20 protein-coding genes and 1 other RNA gene are annotated in these 17,615 nt (G+C 32.4%); 13 read left to right on the top strand and 8 right to left on the bottom strand.

What is annotated here, in order from left to right; genetic code table 11:
• From BM239_RS08635 to rnpB, 7 genes are all read left to right on the top strand, one after another.
• The coding region (locus tag BM239_RS08635; RefSeq protein WP_143094909.1) for an integrase core domain-containing protein at positions 1-289 on the top strand (289 nt) is incomplete at its 5' end.
• Positions 290-391: 102 nt separating this feature from the next.
• Positions 392-985 (top strand): hypothetical protein, encoded by a 594-nt coding sequence (locus tag BM239_RS08630; RefSeq protein ID WP_177209007.1) that lies wholly within the window; start codon positions 392-394, stop codon positions 983-985.
• A 120-nt stretch (positions 986-1,105) separates the two neighbouring features.
• Positions 1,106-2,368 carry a MutS-related protein gene (locus tag BM239_RS08625; RefSeq protein ID WP_177209006.1) on the top strand — a complete coding sequence of 421 codons (1,263 nt, stop codon included), beginning with the start codon at positions 1,106-1,108 and terminating at the stop codon, positions 2,366-2,368.
• A gap of 169 nt (positions 2,369-2,537) precedes the next feature.
• A complete protein-coding gene (locus BM239_RS08620) occupies positions 2,538-3,089 on the top strand; it encodes a hypothetical protein (RefSeq protein ID WP_143094908.1) in 552 nt (183 codons plus the stop codon).
• 149 nt (positions 3,090-3,238) lie between these two features.
• Positions 3,239-3,991, top strand: a complete 753-nt coding sequence (locus BM239_RS08615; protein WP_092207490.1) for a hypothetical protein — start codon at positions 3,239-3,241, stop codon at positions 3,989-3,991.
• 161 nt (positions 3,992-4,152) lie between these two features.
• Entirely contained in the window at positions 4,153-4,878 is a 726-nt protein-coding gene (locus BM239_RS08610) for a DUF6090 family protein (protein WP_092207488.1), read from the top strand.
• 165 nt (positions 4,879-5,043) lie between these two features.
• Positions 5,044-5,363: RNase P RNA component class A (rnpB, locus tag BM239_RS08605), an RNA gene on the top strand.
• Positions 5,364-5,435: 72 nt separating this feature from the next.
• Here rnpB and BM239_RS08600 read toward each other — a convergent pair.
• Genes BM239_RS08600 through BM239_RS08590 form a run of 3 tightly spaced genes read right to left on the bottom strand, consistent with a single transcriptional unit; the run spans position 5,436 to position 7,532 of the window.
• Positions 5,436-5,987: an RsmD family RNA methyltransferase gene (locus tag BM239_RS08600; protein WP_092207486.1), complete on the bottom strand. Its 552-nt coding sequence runs from the start codon at positions 5,985-5,987 to the stop codon at positions 5,436-5,438.
• Positions 5,987-6,808, bottom strand: a complete 822-nt coding sequence (locus tag BM239_RS08595; RefSeq protein WP_092207566.1) for a DUF3822 family protein — start codon at positions 6,806-6,808, stop codon at positions 5,987-5,989. The genes BM239_RS08600 and BM239_RS08595 overlap by 1 nt, the downstream gene beginning before the upstream one ends.
• Positions 6,792-7,532 (bottom strand): hypothetical protein, encoded by a 741-nt coding sequence (locus tag BM239_RS08590; RefSeq protein WP_177209005.1) that lies wholly within the window; start codon positions 7,530-7,532, stop codon positions 6,792-6,794. Before BM239_RS08590 ends, BM239_RS08595 begins: the two co-directional genes overlap by 17 nt.
• A 122-nt stretch (positions 7,533-7,654) precedes the next feature.
• Between BM239_RS08590 and BM239_RS08585 the strand changes: the two genes are divergently transcribed.
• From BM239_RS08585 to BM239_RS08560, 6 genes are all read left to right on the top strand, one after another.
• Complete coding sequence (locus BM239_RS08585; protein WP_092207484.1) at positions 7,655-9,079, top strand: ATP-dependent DNA helicase; 1,425 nt, start codon at positions 7,655-7,657, stop codon at positions 9,077-9,079.
• Positions 9,080-9,262: 183 nt separating this feature from the next.
• Positions 9,263-9,979, top strand: coding sequence for a 3-deoxy-manno-octulosonate cytidylyltransferase (gene kdsB, locus BM239_RS08580; protein WP_177209012.1), 717 nt, complete (start codon positions 9,263-9,265; stop codon positions 9,977-9,979).
• Entirely contained in the window at positions 9,970-10,674 is a 705-nt protein-coding gene (locus tag BM239_RS08575; RefSeq protein ID WP_092207480.1) for an HAD family hydrolase, read from the top strand. Before kdsB ends, BM239_RS08575 begins: the two co-directional genes overlap by 10 nt.
• 129 nt (positions 10,675-10,803) lie before the next feature.
• Complete coding sequence (locus tag BM239_RS08570) at positions 10,804-11,886, top strand: iron-containing alcohol dehydrogenase family protein (protein ID WP_245758214.1); 1,083 nt, start codon at positions 10,804-10,806, stop codon at positions 11,884-11,886.
• Between the two features lie 2 nt (positions 11,887-11,888).
• Positions 11,889-12,437 carry a 1-acyl-sn-glycerol-3-phosphate acyltransferase gene (locus tag BM239_RS08565; protein ID WP_092207478.1) on the top strand — a complete coding sequence of 183 codons (549 nt, stop codon included), beginning with the start codon at positions 11,889-11,891 and terminating at the stop codon, positions 12,435-12,437.
• 111 nt (positions 12,438-12,548) lie between these two features.
• Complete coding sequence (locus tag BM239_RS08560) at positions 12,549-12,959, top strand: hypothetical protein (RefSeq protein ID WP_092207476.1); 411 nt, start codon at positions 12,549-12,551, stop codon at positions 12,957-12,959.
• Positions 12,960-12,999: 40 nt separating this feature from the next.
• Here BM239_RS08560 and BM239_RS08555 read toward each other — a convergent pair whose 3' ends face one another.
• The 5 genes from BM239_RS08555 to BM239_RS08535 all read right to left on the bottom strand — a co-directional run bounded on the left by BM239_RS08555 (position 13,000) and on the right by BM239_RS08535 (position 17,612).
• The gene (locus BM239_RS08555) at positions 13,000-14,481 is read right to left on the bottom strand and encodes a carboxypeptidase-like regulatory domain-containing protein (protein WP_092207472.1); all 1,482 of its coding nucleotides are present in this window, start codon (positions 14,479-14,481) and stop codon (positions 13,000-13,002) included.
• Between the two features lie 193 nt (positions 14,482-14,674).
• Entirely contained in the window at positions 14,675-15,397 is a 723-nt protein-coding gene (locus BM239_RS08550) for a YebC/PmpR family DNA-binding transcriptional regulator (protein ID WP_092207470.1), read from the bottom strand.
• A 93-nt stretch (positions 15,398-15,490) separates the two neighbouring features.
• Entirely contained in the window at positions 15,491-15,787 is a 297-nt protein-coding gene (locus BM239_RS08545) for a 4a-hydroxytetrahydrobiopterin dehydratase (protein WP_092207468.1), read from the bottom strand.
• Between the two features lie 55 nt (positions 15,788-15,842).
• A complete protein-coding gene (locus BM239_RS08540; RefSeq protein ID WP_092207466.1) occupies positions 15,843-16,676 on the bottom strand; it encodes a sugar nucleotide-binding protein in 834 nt (277 codons plus the stop codon).
• Positions 16,677-16,697: 21 nt separating this feature from the next.
• Positions 16,698-17,612 carry a glutaminase gene (locus BM239_RS08535; protein WP_092207464.1) on the bottom strand — a complete coding sequence of 305 codons (915 nt, stop codon included), beginning with the start codon at positions 17,610-17,612 and terminating at the stop codon, positions 16,698-16,700.
• Between the last annotated feature and the right edge of the window lie 3 nt (positions 17,613-17,615).

The following is a 17,615-nucleotide window of genomic DNA, read 5'->3' as shown; positions in this document are numbered from 1 at the left end:
ACACCATTCTGACAGAGGCATACAGTACTGTAGCAATGTTTATACACAAATTTTAAAAAGAAACAAGATTCATATTAGTATGACAGAAGAAAACCATTGTTACGAAAATGCCATAGCAGAACGTGTAAACGGTATCCTAAAAGACGAATTTTACCTTGACCAGACCTTTGACAGCTTACAACACGCTAAAAGAGCAACAAAAAATGCAATTAATTTATACAACGAAATAAGATTACATTTATCTTTAGACTATAAAACACCTAATATGGTATATAAATTATCAGCTTAATTCAATTTTAACCTGTAGCCATATTTCAGGACAAGACATATGAGAAAAACAACAATCATCATATTATTAACATTGATTTTTAATTCAGTAATTGGACAAAATATGAATGGAAAATGGATTCTGAAAGACGTTGACTCTGGAAATGAAAAAAAAGGATATCCTGGTTTTCAACTTCTCGAAATCAACAATGGCAATGTTGACATTTATACTGATTTTTCTCTAAAAGAAAAAGCAACAACATTAAAAATGGACAATGGAAACTTTTTGAACCATAACAATGAGAAAACCTCGAAATACGAAATCGTTAATGAGAATCACATAAAGTGGTTTATCGACGGAAAGTCAAATGACAAAGACGCTATTTTTGAATGTGACTTTTATCGACTTGAACCGACAATCACAACGCTGAAAAAAGAAGATATTGAAAAAATGACTTTCGTGCTGACTGATAACGGACGAGAATCGGAATTTGAATTTAATAAAGAGCTTTGGGATAAAGAAAGATTGGAACGGTTTAAGAGAAAAGAAGGAGAGAAAAAAATGATTGAACAGATTGACTCAACGTTTTTTGTTTCTATGTATTTTAATGGAAAAAGAAATGGTTCAATTCCAATCAAAGAAGTTACGACTGAATTATTAAAACTTTATGCAATTCCGATTGGACCAATGGAAATGATTGCATACCGAAAAAAATAAAATACGTGCCACAACAATGTATAAAATTAATTGCTAATTTTAGGCTTAAACAAAACCGCAACTAATCTTATACAAACACCTTACCTGCAAGCTGAACAAACAGAACGCCTTGAACTGAAAATGAATAACATTAACGACTTAAATATTGAAAAGGAGATTCTACCTCTATTCAACTATTCTCTGAATATGTTTTCGAGAAATAAAATCCTTGAAATTTTCGGAAAACCATTGCAATCGACTAATGATATAATTCAACGTCAGAATATCTTAAAAGGTTTCTCTAAAAATCAGAAAATATTAAAGGACTATTCCTATACAGTTTTATACTTAAACGAAGTTCATTTTTTCCTTAATGATGAAAAAATTGAAGACCTTTCAAAGAAAAAATTGAAATATAAACTATTTGCCTCAAAACAAGAGAAAATAAGATACACAAGCAAACTGAATCAATTGATTTTGTTTTTCCATCGTTTAGAATCCAAATATTTTACAAGATTGAATTTAGAAGCTTTCCCAAAGGATTATGCTTCTGATATAAAACAAATATTGCAATTTTTATCAAGCTTTGAACTTCATAAGTTTGAGCCTATAATTAGAGAAAAAAGACTGAAAGACAATCACGTTATTGAATTAATAGAAAAAATTAATGAGCTCAAACGAAAAGAATTGATAAGGCCTTTTTGGGAAGTTTTTTTCCTGTTCGAATCATATCTATCAATTAATTTCGGAATCATAAAAAACAATTTATCATTTCCGACTTTTACCAAGGACAAAATTAATTTGCGCGATTTTTATCATCCATTATTAGAAAATCCAGTCAAAAACAATCTCGAAACTAATAGTAATGTAATTGTTTTAAATGGACCAAATATGTCCGGAAAATCAACTTTTCTTAAAGCTGTTGGACTTTGTATGTATTTTGGTCATTTAGGAATTGGTATTCCTGCATCAAAAGGGGACATTCCATTTTGCGATTACTTTTCCATTGAAATAAACAGAAGAGATGATATTTTAAACGGATACAGCCATTTTATGACGGAAGTAATGAACCTTAAAAACGTAGTAGAGCAAGCAAGTAATGGAAAACATTGCTTCGCAGTTTTTGACGAACTTTTTAGCGGTACAAACGTGGAAGATGGTTTTGAAATTTGCAAGACGACAATAAACGGATTAAGTAAATTCAATCATTCATATTTTTTTATATCAACTCATATTCAAGAACTTAAAAATGTATCAAATGGACAAATTGAAAACTATTATATTGATTGTGAATTGATTGAAAATATACCAACTTTTACTTATCAACTAAAAAAAGGTTGGTCGAACATAAAAGTTGGTCGGATTTTATTTGAAAAAGAAGGGTTAAACAAATTGTTGAATTAAAAAACCAGCAGGTAACAATGACTATAAGTAATTGCTTACTCTTGTCTAATTACGAAAATCCTCGTGGACTATCTAGTTAGTTTTTACCTGCTTGCCGACAGGCAGGTTTACTAAATCCCGTGCTAAACCATGTAACAATCCATGTACAAACACGTTAGGTATAATTGATATGAAACACACATTAATATTTTTTCTTTTAATAACAAGCTTGAGTTGTGCTCAACAAAAAGACACGAAAACTGACAAAGAAATTGCTTTAGAATTATGCGATGAATTCTCAAAACAATATTCTAAAAACAACAGTTATCAAAGTAACCGAATGATTTACATAAAAACCGTTCAAATTAAACTCGTGAATTACGATTCTGAAAAAGAAGAAAATATTTCAAGAAAGCTTCACGAACTATGTCCATCATTTTTGGAATACTCAACTGTTACGAGTAAATTGAAAGCTGAAAGCAAAGGACGACCAGATGCTTTTAAATTATGGGATATTTATATAAAAAGTCAAAACGATATTCCTTGGACTGAAAGTGAAAAAAAGCAATTTTTGGACATTTGTAATTATGCTCTCTCAAAAAGACCGAATAGCGAAAAATTGTGCGAATGTACTATTGACAAAATATCTGAAAGATTAAGTGCTGAATATTTTCTTGGACTATCAACGAACGAACAAGGATATTTAGGGGGACAAATTGGATATGTTTATTGTTCTGAATAAATAACAACTATAACTAACAATGTGTATAATTCATTGCTAGTTCAAGCTTGCTTACGAAAATCCTCGCGGATTTTCTATTCGGTTTGTATTTGCTAAATTAGGTGCTTAAAACACGCAACTAATCTTATACATCAACGTTAGCAACAATTGTGAAAAACCTGCTTGCATCCATAATAATCCTTTTAATTTTTGATACTTCTTTTGCTCAAAAAAGCGAAAATGAATTATTGAAAAATTATGATTTCTATGTTGAGAAAAACATAGAAATGGGAAAATGGAATAAAAAGTTTTACCTAAAAAATGGACTTGTTGTAATTTATGAAAGTTATTGGAAAAATGAATTGCGTAGCCGAACAGAATTTAAATACGACCAATTTGGAAATGTAGAACGTGAAATAAATACTTTTGACATCAACGAAGGAAAAGTAAATGATACTTCAAATTTTAAATTGGAATATAATGACTCATTGTTAATTAGTAAGGAATTTAATTTTGGAGTTACTGAAAAATATTCCGATTTCAATGAGCAAGGAAAAGCTCAAAAAATAACACGAATTGATTCGTCAAAATTCACTCTTCTTCCTTACAAGGAATTAATAGAGTATGACAAAAATGGGAATATTATAAAAACAACAGAATTAAGCAGCTATGAAGATTTGGACGGAAAAACTATTACCGAAACAGCCACAACTTACTATAAATACAACGACCGAAACAATGTAATAGAAATTCATCGAGAATTTGAACCTAAACAAGAGTTTCCAATACATATGACTGGCGGACCAGCCAAATATGAATTTGAATACTTTAGGTATAAATACAACAAAAATGGACTTTGGACTAAAAAGTATAAAACAGTCAACGGAAAAGAATATTTAATTGCAAAAAGAAAATATAAATAACGGTGTACAACAATGTATAACCGCAATTACGGCGGATTCGACTACGTCCGAATCCACTCGGAATTGCTAACGTCTGTGCTTAACCGAAAATTTATCGCTAATTTACACGCTACGAGCCATATACAAGACCGTTGTGCTTCATTATAATCAACCGCTAACCAATGATAAAATTCTTTAGAAAAATCAGACAAAAATTACTTTCAGAAGGAAAAACTGGAAAGTATTTTAAATACGCTATCGGAGAAATTGTTCTCGTGGTTATTGGAATTCTGATAGCATTGCAAATCAATAATTGGAATGAAAAGAGAAAAGAAAGCAAAAAAGAAGACCAACTAATTGATGTTTTAATTACTGACTTACAATCAAAAAAAACTGAATTCATATCAGATTTAGCTTACGGAAAATCTATAATCAGTAAGTCTGATATTTCAATTAACTATTGGAAAGAAAATAGTCAAATAGACACTCTAAATCTAAAATCCTTATTAAAAACTTTGGCAGAGGATGAATGGTTTTTTGATGAAAACTCACCTGTTTATGCAACTATTTCAGGCTCTGAATTATGGAAACAATTACCAGACAGTTTAAATAGACAAATTGATAATATGTATAGAATGCGTTTCGGAGTAATTAAATCAGCATTTGTAAAACAAAGTGAGTATGCCTTAAATGGTAAATTAAATTTTCTCGCACCAAATCGTCTGTTGAATCTAAATGAAAGCACGTTAAAAATACAGCGAATCGTGGCAGAAGATGACGAGAACTTCATTATTTTGCTTGAATTATTCAAAAGCGGAGTTATTCGCCTGACTTCAAAATTTGAAACAACTATTCCATCTATCGAAGAACTTATTGAAAATTTAGAATTCTATAAAAACAATAAATAACGAAAGCAAAACAATGGCTATAAGTAATTGCTAATTCCAGCCTACTTACAGAACTCCCACCAGATTTCCTATCCCAAAGTAGCTAGTAATAAACGTCCAATAAACTTTTAAAATAAAACGCAACGTCATTTAGAAACCTAAATTACTTTATTGTAATTTTGCTTGTAAGTAAATCGCCTTATCGCTCTGAATTCATTTCAGGGAGGAAAGTCCGAACACCGTAGTGCAAACATAGTGGCTAACAGCCACCAGCCGTGAGGTTAGGAAAAGTGCAACAGAAAGTATGTACAGGTCATGCTGTAGTGAAACCAGGTAAACTCTATGTGGTGCAATGTCATGTATACCAACGTTTGAGCGCGGCACGTGCGATTGTTGGAGGGTAGGCAGCTAGAATGTATTGGTAACAATGCATCCAGATAAATGATAAGGGCTTTTTAATTTTTAATTGAAGGGTACAGAATTCGGCTTATAGATTTACTTATATAAACAAGCTCCTTGAAAATCAAGGAGCTTTGTTTTTATATACTGTTTGGTTTAGTCTGTTTTATCTATTATTATTATTCCTCGTCAGACGCTATTTGGAAAAAGCTAAACACATTACCACCATAACTTTTGGAGTGGCTGTAATGTTCTAATTCGGAAAGTTTGGTGTGTTTGGAGTGTTCTACAATGAGCACACCATTTGGCTCTAACAAATTGTTTTTAAATACCAATTCTGGAATTTTACTAAATTCCTCTAAAGGAAACTCGTAAGGAGGATCAGCAAAAATAATAGTAAATGCTGTATTAGCTTTTTCTAGATATTTAAAAACATCACTTTTAACGGTGTTTATATTCATGTTGAAACTATCAGCCGTTTCATTGATAAACTTTATACACCCAAAGTGTTCATCAACTGCTGTTATATTTTCGGTTCCTCTAGAAGCAAATTCATAACTGATGTTACCAGTTCCAGAAAACAAATCTAATACCGAAACGGAATCAAAATAATACAGATTATTTAAAATATTAAATAAGGCTTCTTTAGCCATATCTGTTGTTGGCCGAACGGGTAATTTTTTAGGAGCTGTAATTTTTCGGCCTTTAAATAGGCCTGAAACAATGCGCATTATAAACTGTGGATTAGGGTGAAAAAAGCATGATTGCTTTTCGGTTTTTCTAAATACTTATATCCATCATATCGTTGTGCAAAACGTATATGTCTGATGTACTTGTAAGCTATGGTATGTAAAGCATCATTATTAGCAACAGTTCCTAAAAACGAGAGTATAAGTGTATCTGGATTGAGTTGCAATTGTTCAGCAGTAAACAATACATAGTAAATAAAATCTTCTTTGGTTGCGTATTCAAAGCTGTTGTAGAGTAGGAGGTCTCCATTTTTTACAACGACAATTTCAAAATGTGTTTTTTGAACATGCACATACATTTTGGTGTCTGTTTCATTCTGTTCCAGTTCTAAAATACTTTGAATTAAAATTGTTGAAAAATGTTTGTAGGAAAAGCTACCAAACTGCTCATAAATGTAATTGTTAATATTAACATAGGGTACATAAACATTTACACTTTTATTGATGTCTATTCTATCAAAACTAATAAAATCAGAACGCAGTATTTTAGAGTTAAATTTTAAGTAATCTGCTAAATTATCTTCCTGAAATAGGATGTCTGGAACTAGTGTTGCTAATTCGTTTTCATGAATAACTTGGATGTCATTGAATGGGACTTGAAGGGCTTTCTCTGTTTCAAAGGCATCAATGAGCAAGTCTAATATTTTATAAGGCGTTTCGCGTTTTTCGCTTGTAATTTCCTTTAAAAACACGACTGTATGACTTTCTGTATTCAAAATACAAAAAGAAAGTCCATTCAAACTAATTTGAATGGACAAGTTCTTATTACTCTTAATATGTTCGTTTTTACTCGTTATCGCCATAAGTTTTTGGCCAGTTACCATTTGTTTTCACTTCTTCCATTGAACCAACACGAATAGCATCACCATTCACACCATCAACAGAAATTACTTCGTTTTCTTGAAGTATTAAGTCTCTATCTTGGTCATTTAAAACAACTTCTTTTTTAACAAAAGCTTCAAAAACTGGAATTTTAACATCGTCTTCTTCAAGGAAACCTGCTTTCATTTCAAATTTAGCACCAGCTTCACCAACAGGAACATTCATCATGTCTTTATAACGTGTGGAGTTCCCAAATAAGGAATCTTTTACAGGTACGAAACCTAATGTATCAATTAAAGTTAATTCTTTCATGGTTTCTACACCACCATAACGCTTGGTTAATTCTTCATCTAAAACCAATGTATCACGACGCTGTGTGATGGTATATTTGGCTGTATCAATAAACTTTAATAAGTTATCGAAATTAGGTGCAAAAACACCAGTTACTTGTCTGTGAGCTAATTGGGCATCACGAATATCTATTAAACGCTCAATAACTTGTGCGTATCGTTTGTCTTTTTCTTGATTAAACTGTATTGGTCTGTAAATAGACATAAATGTCTGATACCCTAAAAAGGCAATAAGTACCCAAAGTAGAATAATTAATACTGGTTTAAATTTAGACGGTATAAATTTATCTACAAGCCAAACTAAACCAATGGTTAAGAGGATTACCGCAACTACTATTAGAATTATTGTTAACATAGTTTTTAATTAAAATGAATTAAGGTTGTACGCAAATCTACAATTTTTTTTTAATCGTAAAAGCCAATGAGGCTAAAAATCATTGTTATATTTGACTTAAATTTAAAAAACCTTCTGCATAAATGAATTCTAAAGAATTTTATTCGCTTGTAAAACAACAGTTTCCGTTTCAGCCAACCCTAAAACAGGACCTAGTTTTGCAACAGTTATCAGAATTTATTTTTTCAGATAAAAAAAATGATCTCTATCTGCTAAAGGGCTATGCTGGAACTGGAAAAACAACAATTATAGGTACCATTGTATCCAATTTATGGAAGGCCAAAAAAAGTGCTGTTTTATTGGCTCCTACTGGTCGTGCAGCCAAAGTTATCTCCAATTATTCCAATAAAGAGGCCTTTACTATTCATAAAAAGATTTACTTTCCTAAAAAAGAAAAAGGAGGTGGTGTTAAATTTGTTATGCAACCCAACAAGCATAAAAACACTATTTTTATTGTAGATGAAGCTTCCATGATTCCGGATTCTCCAAGTGATTCTAAATTTTCAGATAGTAGTTCCTTACTAGATGATTTAATGAGTTATGTATATTCTGGTCATAACTGTAAGCTATTACTAATTGGAGATACAGCCCAATTACCACCTGTAAAGTTGGATTTAAGCCCAGCGCTGAATGAAACAACATTAGAGTTAACCTATAACAAATCCGTTACTAGAATGGAGTTGGATGAAGTAATGCGTCAAGAGCAAGATTCTGGAATTTTAGTTAATGCTACGAGCTTACGTGAAATGCTTGACCAACCTTTTCTAGACACTTTTCAGTTTAACTTAAATGGTTTTAAAGATATTATTAGGCTAATAGACGGCTATGAAATCATGGATGCCATTAATGATGCTTATAGCGATTTAGGTAATGAAGAAACGGCTATTATTGTTCGGAGTAACAAGCGTGCTAATTTGTATAATGAGCAAATTAGAAATCGGATTTTATTTAATGAAAATGAATTGTCATCTGGCGATTTCCTTATGGTAGTTAAAAATAATTATTATTGGGTAAAACCGAATTCCGATGCAGGTTTTATTGCCAATGGTGATATTATTCAAATATTGGAAATTTTCAGTATTAAAGAATTATATGGGTTTCGGTTTGCCGAAGTTAAAATCCGTATGGTAGATTATCCGCGAATGAAACCTTTTGAAACGGTTTTGTTATTAAATACCATAACAGCCGAAACCCCTTCGCTTCCATATGAAGATTCCAATCGGTTATATCATGAGGTCATGAAAGATTATGAGAACGAAAGCAGTAATTATAAAAAATTTCTAGGTGTTAAAAACAATAAATTTTTTAACGCCCTTCAAGTTAAGTTTTCTTATGCGATAACATGCCATAAATCGCAAGGAGGACAATGGCATACTGTTTTTGTAGAACAACCATATTTGCCAGATGGTATTACTGTAGATTATCTGCGTTGGCTGTACACAGCCATTACAAGAGCTAAAGAAAAGTTATATTTAATTGGTTTTAAAGACGATTTCTTTAAAGAATAAACACTCAGGATGCTTATAAATTAATTTGGCATTCCTAATTTTTTGGATTTCATTTTAGATTCTCATCCATCTTATTAAATCCTTAAATTTTATAAAGTTTTAAGTAAACTAACTTATAATTGAGGTTAAATTATCCTATTTTTGAAACTATTAAATGCTATTATTTATATGAAAATAATTTCCATGATACCCGCTCGCTATAAAGCATCACGTTTCCCAGGGAAACTAATGCAGGATCTAGCAGGCAAAACGGTAATATTAAGAACCTACGAAGCAACCGTAAATACTCATTTGTTTGATGACGTGTTTGTGGTAACAGACAGTGATATTATTTATAATGAAATTGTCAATAATGGCGGAAAAGCTATAATGAGTATCAAGGAGCATGAGTGTGGTAGTGATAGGATTGCGGAAGCTATTGAGTTTATGGATGATGTAGACATTGTTGTTAATGTGCAAGGCGATGAGCCATTTACAGAAGTAGCTTCGCTTAAAAAACTTATTACTGTTTTTAAAGATGATAAACAAAAGGAAATTGATTTAGCCTCTTTAATGGTTCATATCCACGAATGGGAAGAAATTACCAACCCGAACACTGTTAAAGTTATTGTGGATAATAATAAGTTTGCCTTATACTTTTCAAGAAGCCCTATTCCTTATCCAAGAGATAAAGATGTAGCGGTAAAATATTTTAAGCATAAAGGTGTGTATGCCTTTAGGCGTGAAGCACTTTTAGATTTCTATAGATTGCCTATGTTACCACTGGAAGCATCAGAAAAAATTGAATGCATTCGGTATTTAGAGTATAGTAAAAAAATAAAGATGGTGGAGACCAATGTTCAAGGTGTTGAAATAGATACACCTGAAGATTTAGAATTAGCCAATAAATTGTGGAAATAAACTATAATAACATAAAAGTAATAGGCTTTGATGCAGATGATACGCTTTGGGTTAACGAAACCTATTTTAGGGAAGCCGAAGTAGCTTTTGCTAAACTATTAGCGCCTTATGAAACGTTAAATAAAATAGACCAAGAACTGTTTAAAATGGAAATGAAAAATTTGCCACTTTACGGTTATGGTATTAAAGGTTTTGTATTGTCTATGATAGAAACAGCTATCGATTTGTCTAACAACAACGTATCGGCAAAAACCATGCAAGCCATATTGGATATTGGAAAAGATATGCTTGAAAAACCTATTGAATTGCTTAATGGAGTGGAAGAGGTATTAAAAGAATGTTCAAAAAAATACCGATTAATATTAGCAACCAAAGGCGATTTATTAGACCAAGAACGGAAATTAGAAAAATCGGGTTTATTGGAATATTTTCACCACATAGAAGTGTTGAGTGATAAAAAAGAAGCCAATTACTCCAGACTGTTAAATCATTTGGATATAAAGCCGTCCCAATTTTTAATGATAGGGAACTCCTTAAAGTCTGATGTACTGCCATTAGTGAATATTAAAGCACATGCTATTCATGTGCCTTTTCATACCACATGGGTACATGAGCAAGTTTCCGAGAACGAAACAAACGGAAAAGCCTATAAAACAATAAATAATTTAAACGATTTATTGGAATTGTTGAAATAGTGTCTGTTGATTTCATAAATTATAGCGATATTTATCCATTGAAACCTACAGCAAAAAATATAAGGAAAGATTAATTAAATAGTCTGTTAAATATGTCCCATTTAACAAACTGTTTCAGAACAATATTACATGAGTTACAAAAATTACCCAATGGTGTCTCGAGTTGTTTTTGGTCGAGGAAGTTTTAGTCAGTTAGAGGATATTATTGCACCCAAGCGATTAAGTGTTTCTGCGCCATTTATATTTTTAGTAGATGCTGTTTTTGAGAAAAAAGCCACATTATCAGGTCGGATTCCATTAGCTTATGATGATAAAGTTATTTTTATTTCTGCTGATGAGGAGCCTAAAACCTCTCAAGTAGATGCTTTAGTTGAAGAAATTATTCTCACCTGTAAACAACGCCCTTCAGGTATTATTGGCATTGGAGGCGGAACTATCATGGATATGGCTAAAGCTGTAGCCATCATGATAACCAATGAAGGAGAATCTAAAGATTATCAAGGTTGGGATTTGGTTAAAAATCCAGCAATATACCATGTTGGTATTCCAACAATATCTGGTACAGGAGCCGAAGTTTCTAGAACAACTATTTTAACTGGTCCTGTAAGAAAATTGGGAATTAATAGTGATTATACACCCTTTGACCAAGTAATTCTAGATCCAGAATTAACAAAAGGTGTTCCTAAAGACCAATGGTTTTACACAGGAATGGATTGTTACGTACATTGCATTGAATCCTTAAATGGAACCTACCTCAATGCGTTTAGCCAAAGTTATGGTGAAAAAGCATTAGAACTTTGTAAAGAAATATTCCTAGACGATACTCTAGATGAAAAAGAATCTGCCGATAAATTAATGATGGCTTCTTGGCATGGCGGTATGAGTATTGCGTATTCGCAAGTGGGTGTGGCTCATGCTATGAGTTACGGTTTAGGTTATTTACTGGGTGTTAAACACGGTGTTGGAAACTGCATTGTTTTTGAGCATCTTGAAGAATATTATCCAGAAGGTGTTGCCATGTATAAAAAAATGCGCGCTAAACACAACATAACCATTCCTCAAGGAATTTGTACAAATTTAACAGATGAGCAGTTTAATATAATGATTGATGTTGCTTTAAGTTTAGAGCCGTTATGGGAAAACGCCATTGGTAAAAACTGGCAAAAAGTAATGACCCGCGAAAAATTAAGAGCGCTTTATTCTAAAATGTAACTATGCGCAAGTTAGCTAAATTTATATATTTTAAAGTGCTAGGTTGGCGTATTACTGGAAATGTAACGTTCTCTAAAGATACCGTAAAAAAAGCTGTGCTTATAGCTGTGCCACACACCAGTTGGCATGACTTTTATATAGGTGTGTTATTACGGCAAGTGGCTCATGTAAAATCTAATTTCATAGCCAAAAAAGAATTGTTTATAGGTCCCATAGGTTGGTATTTAAAAGCCATTGGAGGCGCACCAATAGATCGTGGAAATAAACAAAATAAAGTAGAAGCTATTGCGCAATTATTTAACGAGCGCGAAGAATTTCGGTTAGCGCTTGCCCCAGAAGGCACCCGGAAAAAAGTAACCGAATGGCGAACCGGTTTTTACTACATTGCCAAAGCTGCCAATGTGCCAATTATCATGTTTACTCTAGACTTTAAAAACAAACAAAATAACATTTCCGAACCTTTTTATCCTACGGATGATCTGGTAGCAGATTTTAAATTTATGAAAGCCTTTTTTGAAGGCGTGGAAGGAAAAGTAGCTGCGTATTCATAGGTTTTCATGAGATTTTAAATAAATTTGAGTCACTTTTTTTGGGGTTCGGAAGCAAAATTTTGGTGATTAACAACAGTATTAAACAACTATAAAACATAATTAAAAATTAATATGAAAAAATTACTAGTATTTACATTAATCTTTGCTGGAACATTAGGCACTCTGAACGCTCAAAACATTAAATTTAAAAAAGGAGATGTTCTAATTGATGGTGTTTCATGTTTGGATTATACAAGCAGTTCCACCAATGCTGAAATCATTACAAAGGATGGTAACCAAACGATTATATTAAAATATATCAGAACAGGTGTTGGCCATAATGGTGGCTTGTATACTAAAGTAGTTTTTGTTGAACAAGAAAAATCATTTACTTCTAAATCCTATATCTTTAATAAAAAACTACTCGTTAAAAAATTACTTTCAGATGCCGTTATAGTAGATTGCGGGATTGATGAAAGCAAAATTGATAAGTTTATCATGAAATACGATGAAGGAATTGAAGAAACATTAGTTAGGCATTAATTTCATTTCATGAACAAGGGAGCTTGCTCCCTTGAAAAAATTAATCTTCAACCTTAAAATCTTTCATTTCTTGAAGTGGTTCTAATACATTATAATCCTTCCAGATGGAGGCGTCATATTGCTGAATGGTTTCATAATCTAAAGTTTTACCTTCTTGAACTGCGTTAAAATCAGCTGTTGTCGTGTTGTTTACATCTAACATGAGTATTTCTGTACGTTCTTTAAAAGTGCCCTCCACTTTAAAGTTAAAAGCGACTTTGTCGCGACTCTCATTTTCTATAAATTTAATAGGTCTGTTAATGTAAAAATAGCGATCTATTTCACTTTTTATATAATAGGGATAGTAGTAGCCATCACTATTTTTCTTATAAGCTACAGAACCTGCTTTGTTTTTCTCAATATATTTAATACCAAGAATTAAACGTAAGTTTAATTTTTCGCCTTCACGTCCTGGGTAAAAAGCATAATCAGCGCGTAATACAGCAAATGTTTGAGTGGAAACGTACATGGTGCCTACATAATTTGCTGAACCACGTCGTGGCTTAAAACCGATGACATATACAATTTCATTATCTAAAAAGGTAAAGTCTTTTAGTTCATAATCGTATTTTCTGCTATCTGTAATGAAATCTAATTCGGGTTCTTCTGTAATTGGGTTAACTTCAGTAACCATGTTGAAGGCAGCTTCCCTTACAAACCGAACCGCATTGATAGAGTCGGATACCTTATCATTTCGGTTATTTAATGAAACGGAATCCGAAACGGTAAACCATCCCGATTTAACGGTGTATACTTTGCTTGTATCAAGATGTTTTAATACAATATCATTCCCTTTATCGGCCATTTTTTCCAAGGACTGGTCATTGCGCTCATCCAAAAGTCTAACGGCCTTTTCAATTTTTAATTTAGCATTTTTTAAATCCTTTATATACAACGTAGAAACCATATCTGTATACTGTTTGGATTCGTTATTCAGTAGGGATTGTTCTAATAAATCAAAATCTTTGTTAAATGCTTCAAGTTGTTTTTTCTTAAAATTTGATGATTTTTCTATTTCAAAATCAGCGGCTTTTCCATCTACATATTCGGTTCGTCTGCCAAACATTTTTAATGCGGTTTGATCTAGCTTATAATTTTTAGATGCATTTTTATTTATGTAGTATAAAATAGAATCAACACCTAACTTTCTATCTGTAACATAGACCTCTGAAAGTTCATTTACAAAATCATTTAAAACGTATTCTTTGGATTCGAACTCTTGTACTTGCAGACCTATTTTTTCATAACCCATACAAGAGATGTAAACCGAATCGGTGTTCTTAAAGCCTGATATACGGATGTTAAAATTGCCCTCATCATTAGAAATTACACCATAATCCTCACCAATTTGTATTGTTGCAAAAGGAATTGGTGCATTCTTGTCATCCAAGATGGTTCCAGTAATGGTTTGACTGAAACCGGACAGAGAAATTAGCAAGAAACATATAGATAAAAGCTGATGGGAGGTGTTTTTTAAGAACATAGTCGTGTTTTAGATTAAGACGAATTTAACGACTATTTGTTACATTTTAATAAAAAATATAAAAATTAAAAGGAGTTCCTAAAAAAACAATTTAAGAATTATTGTGTACCTAAATAAAAAAACATCCTATTCTCAAAACAACAGTTTTGCAAATAGGATGTTATAGGTATGGTTTTTTATGAATGTGAAAAAACTAGTTATCAGTGCTTTCTTCCATGGTATGATATACGTTTTGAACGTCATCATCTTCTTCTAATTTTTCCAATAGCTTTTCTACATCAGCAGCAGCTTCAGCGCTTAATGCTTTAGTAACTTGCGGAATACGCTCAAATCCAGAAGATAAAATTTCTATATTTCGTTTTTCTAATTCAGCCTGAATGGCACCAAAATTTTCAAAAGGAGCATAAATTAATATGCCATCATCATCGGCAAAAACTTCTTCGGCACCAAAATCTATGAACTCTAATTCTAGTTCTTCAGGGTCTAAATCGCCAGCTTCAATGCGGAAATTACAGGTGTGATCAAACATGAAAACAACAGAGCCAGAGGTGCCTAAACTGCCATCACATTTATTAAAATAACTTCTAACATTAGCAACGGTTCTGGTATTATTATCGGTAGCAGTTTCAACCAAAATGGCTATACCATGCGGTGCATACCCTTCAAAAATAACTTCTTTATAGTCGCCTTGACTTTTATCTGACGCTTTCTTAATGGCACGCTCAACATTATCTTTTGGCATGTTAACCGATTTGGCATTCTGAATTACAGCACGTAATCTGGAGTTAGAATCGGGATCGGGTCCACCTTCTTTAACAGCCATAACAATGTCTTTGCCAATACGCGTAAAGGCTTTACTCATGGCAGACCAACGCTTCATTTTTCGTGCTTTGCGGAATTCAAAAGCTCTTCCCATAAAAAATAAAAATTAAGAATTAAATAGAATTAATTTGTTTGATGACAAATTTAAAAAAATAATATAAACCGTAATGGCATACAGTTTACAATTTTAGTCTTCCTCTTCAGGAACTACAATGGCATCAATAGCTTCAGCCAATTTAAAATCTTTGTTTGTTACACCATGTTCATCATGAGTGGATAATGTAATTTGTAAAACATTGTAGACATTGTTCCAATTTGGGTGATGGTTTAAAGCTTCGCATTCAAAAGCAATGCGACTCATAGCGCTAAAGCAATCTTTGAAATTTTCAAATTCAAATTCTGCATGAATGGCATTATCATGATATTCCCAATCTGGAAAGCGCAATAATTTTTTCTCGATATCTTCTTCAGATAATTTACTCATAATAGTGTGTTTTTTTAATTTGTAATAAGGTAACTAAATTACAATTGAAAATCAATTAAACAGCAATTTCAATAATAAAATCTTTGCTCGTAAATTGTAAGTGTTTTGGTAATAAATTATATTTTGGTAAAACGGCTAGATAGCGGTCGTCATTCGTTGTGTAAACATTTTTAAAAAGCACGTTTTTAAATCCTAATGTATCTATAATTTCAGTAATATACTCGTCGTGATGAACTAAATCTGTACTTCCAATATGGAAAACGCCACTTTTGTTTCTATTAATTATGTAATGAATTTGCTGTGTTAACTTACCATCAGTAGCAATATTCATAATCAAATTAGGAAACACTTCAATGGCCTCTTTGTTTTTTATGAATTCTTTCATTTCTGTAATTCTAGGCGACTGGTTTCCAAAAACCATTGGTAATCTTATAATAACAATTTGACGTTTTGGTAAACGCAATAGCATGTTTTCAATTTTAATTTTGAAATGCCCATAAACGCTATCGCTTAAAGTTTTATCGGTTTCGTAACTGGGATATTTACTGTAAGAATCAAATACATTTGCAGATGATAAAAATAGCAGCTTACACGATGTATGCAACTGTAAATATTGTTCAATGTGTGTATGTGCTATCACTTGAGCATTAAAATCGCCACGTAAAGCTGAAATGATGATAGTGGGTTTTACAATTTCTAATATTTCAAAGACATCATCTTTTTCTACATCATATTGAAAAAAGTGTTGATTCTTTTCAAATTCGCGTTTAGCTGTTCGGTAAGTTCCAAACGTTTTAAAATAAGCGCAAAGCTCTTTGTAAATGGCGTTTCCAATAAAGCCACTTGCGCCTAAAATAAGAATTCTATGTTTGTTTTCTTGTGCCGACATGGCTAATTGTGGAACGACTTGTTAAAAAATAGATTGATTGGTAAGCGTTGTAAATTGTTCAAGTGCTTGCATACCCAATTTGGAATTACCACGTTCATTTAAACCAGGCGACCAAACGGAGATAGTATACTCATTTGGTAGAACAGCTGTAATGCCACCACCAACACCACTTTTGCCTGGTAGTCCAACTTCAAAGGCAAATTCGCCAGCTTCGTCATAAAACCCACAGGTAAGCATGATGGCATTAATTCGTTTAGCTTGGCTTTTAGTTAAACGCGCCACGTTTGCTAAACAATTGCCCTTATTAGCAAATAAAAAGAAGGCTTTTGTTAATTGTGAGCAAGTCATTTCTAGTGCACACTGATGGAAATAAAAGTCTAATACATCCTCAACAGAATTATTAAGGTTATTAAAGGACTTTAAAAGATTAGCAGCAGCATAATTATTAAAACCAGTTTCTTTTTCAGATTGCGCTACTTTCAAATTATAACCAATAGTGGAATCGCCAGTAATATCTTGAACGTATTTTAAAAATTCAGCTTTTGGGTTTTCTAATTGTGACACTAAAATATCGGCAATAACTATAGCTCCAGAATTAATTAATGGATTTCTAGGTATACCTTCTTCCAATTCCAATAATGATAAATGGTTAAAAGGGTTTCCCGATGGTTCAACATCCACACGGTCCCAAATGTGCGTTCCAATTTTGGACATGGCCAATGCAAGTGTTAGAACTTTTGAAATACTTTGAATAGAAAAACCAACTTCCGAATCGCCAACAGCAAATTCTTTTCCTGAAATTAATTTTAAATGCATACCAAAATGTTCGGGATTTACACGTGCTAATTCAGGGATATAACGCGCAATAGTGCCTTTATCTTGGTCCTGTGTTACACTTGTGTGAATCTTATTTAAAATATTTTGGTAGTCTATCATGCA

The sequence above is a fragment of the Algorimicrobium echini genome, assembly GCF_900115185.1.
GTDB lineage: Bacteria > Bacteroidota > Bacteroidia > Flavobacteriales > Flavobacteriaceae > Algorimicrobium > Algorimicrobium echini.
This window is presented reverse-complemented; position numbering and strand designations above follow the sequence as displayed.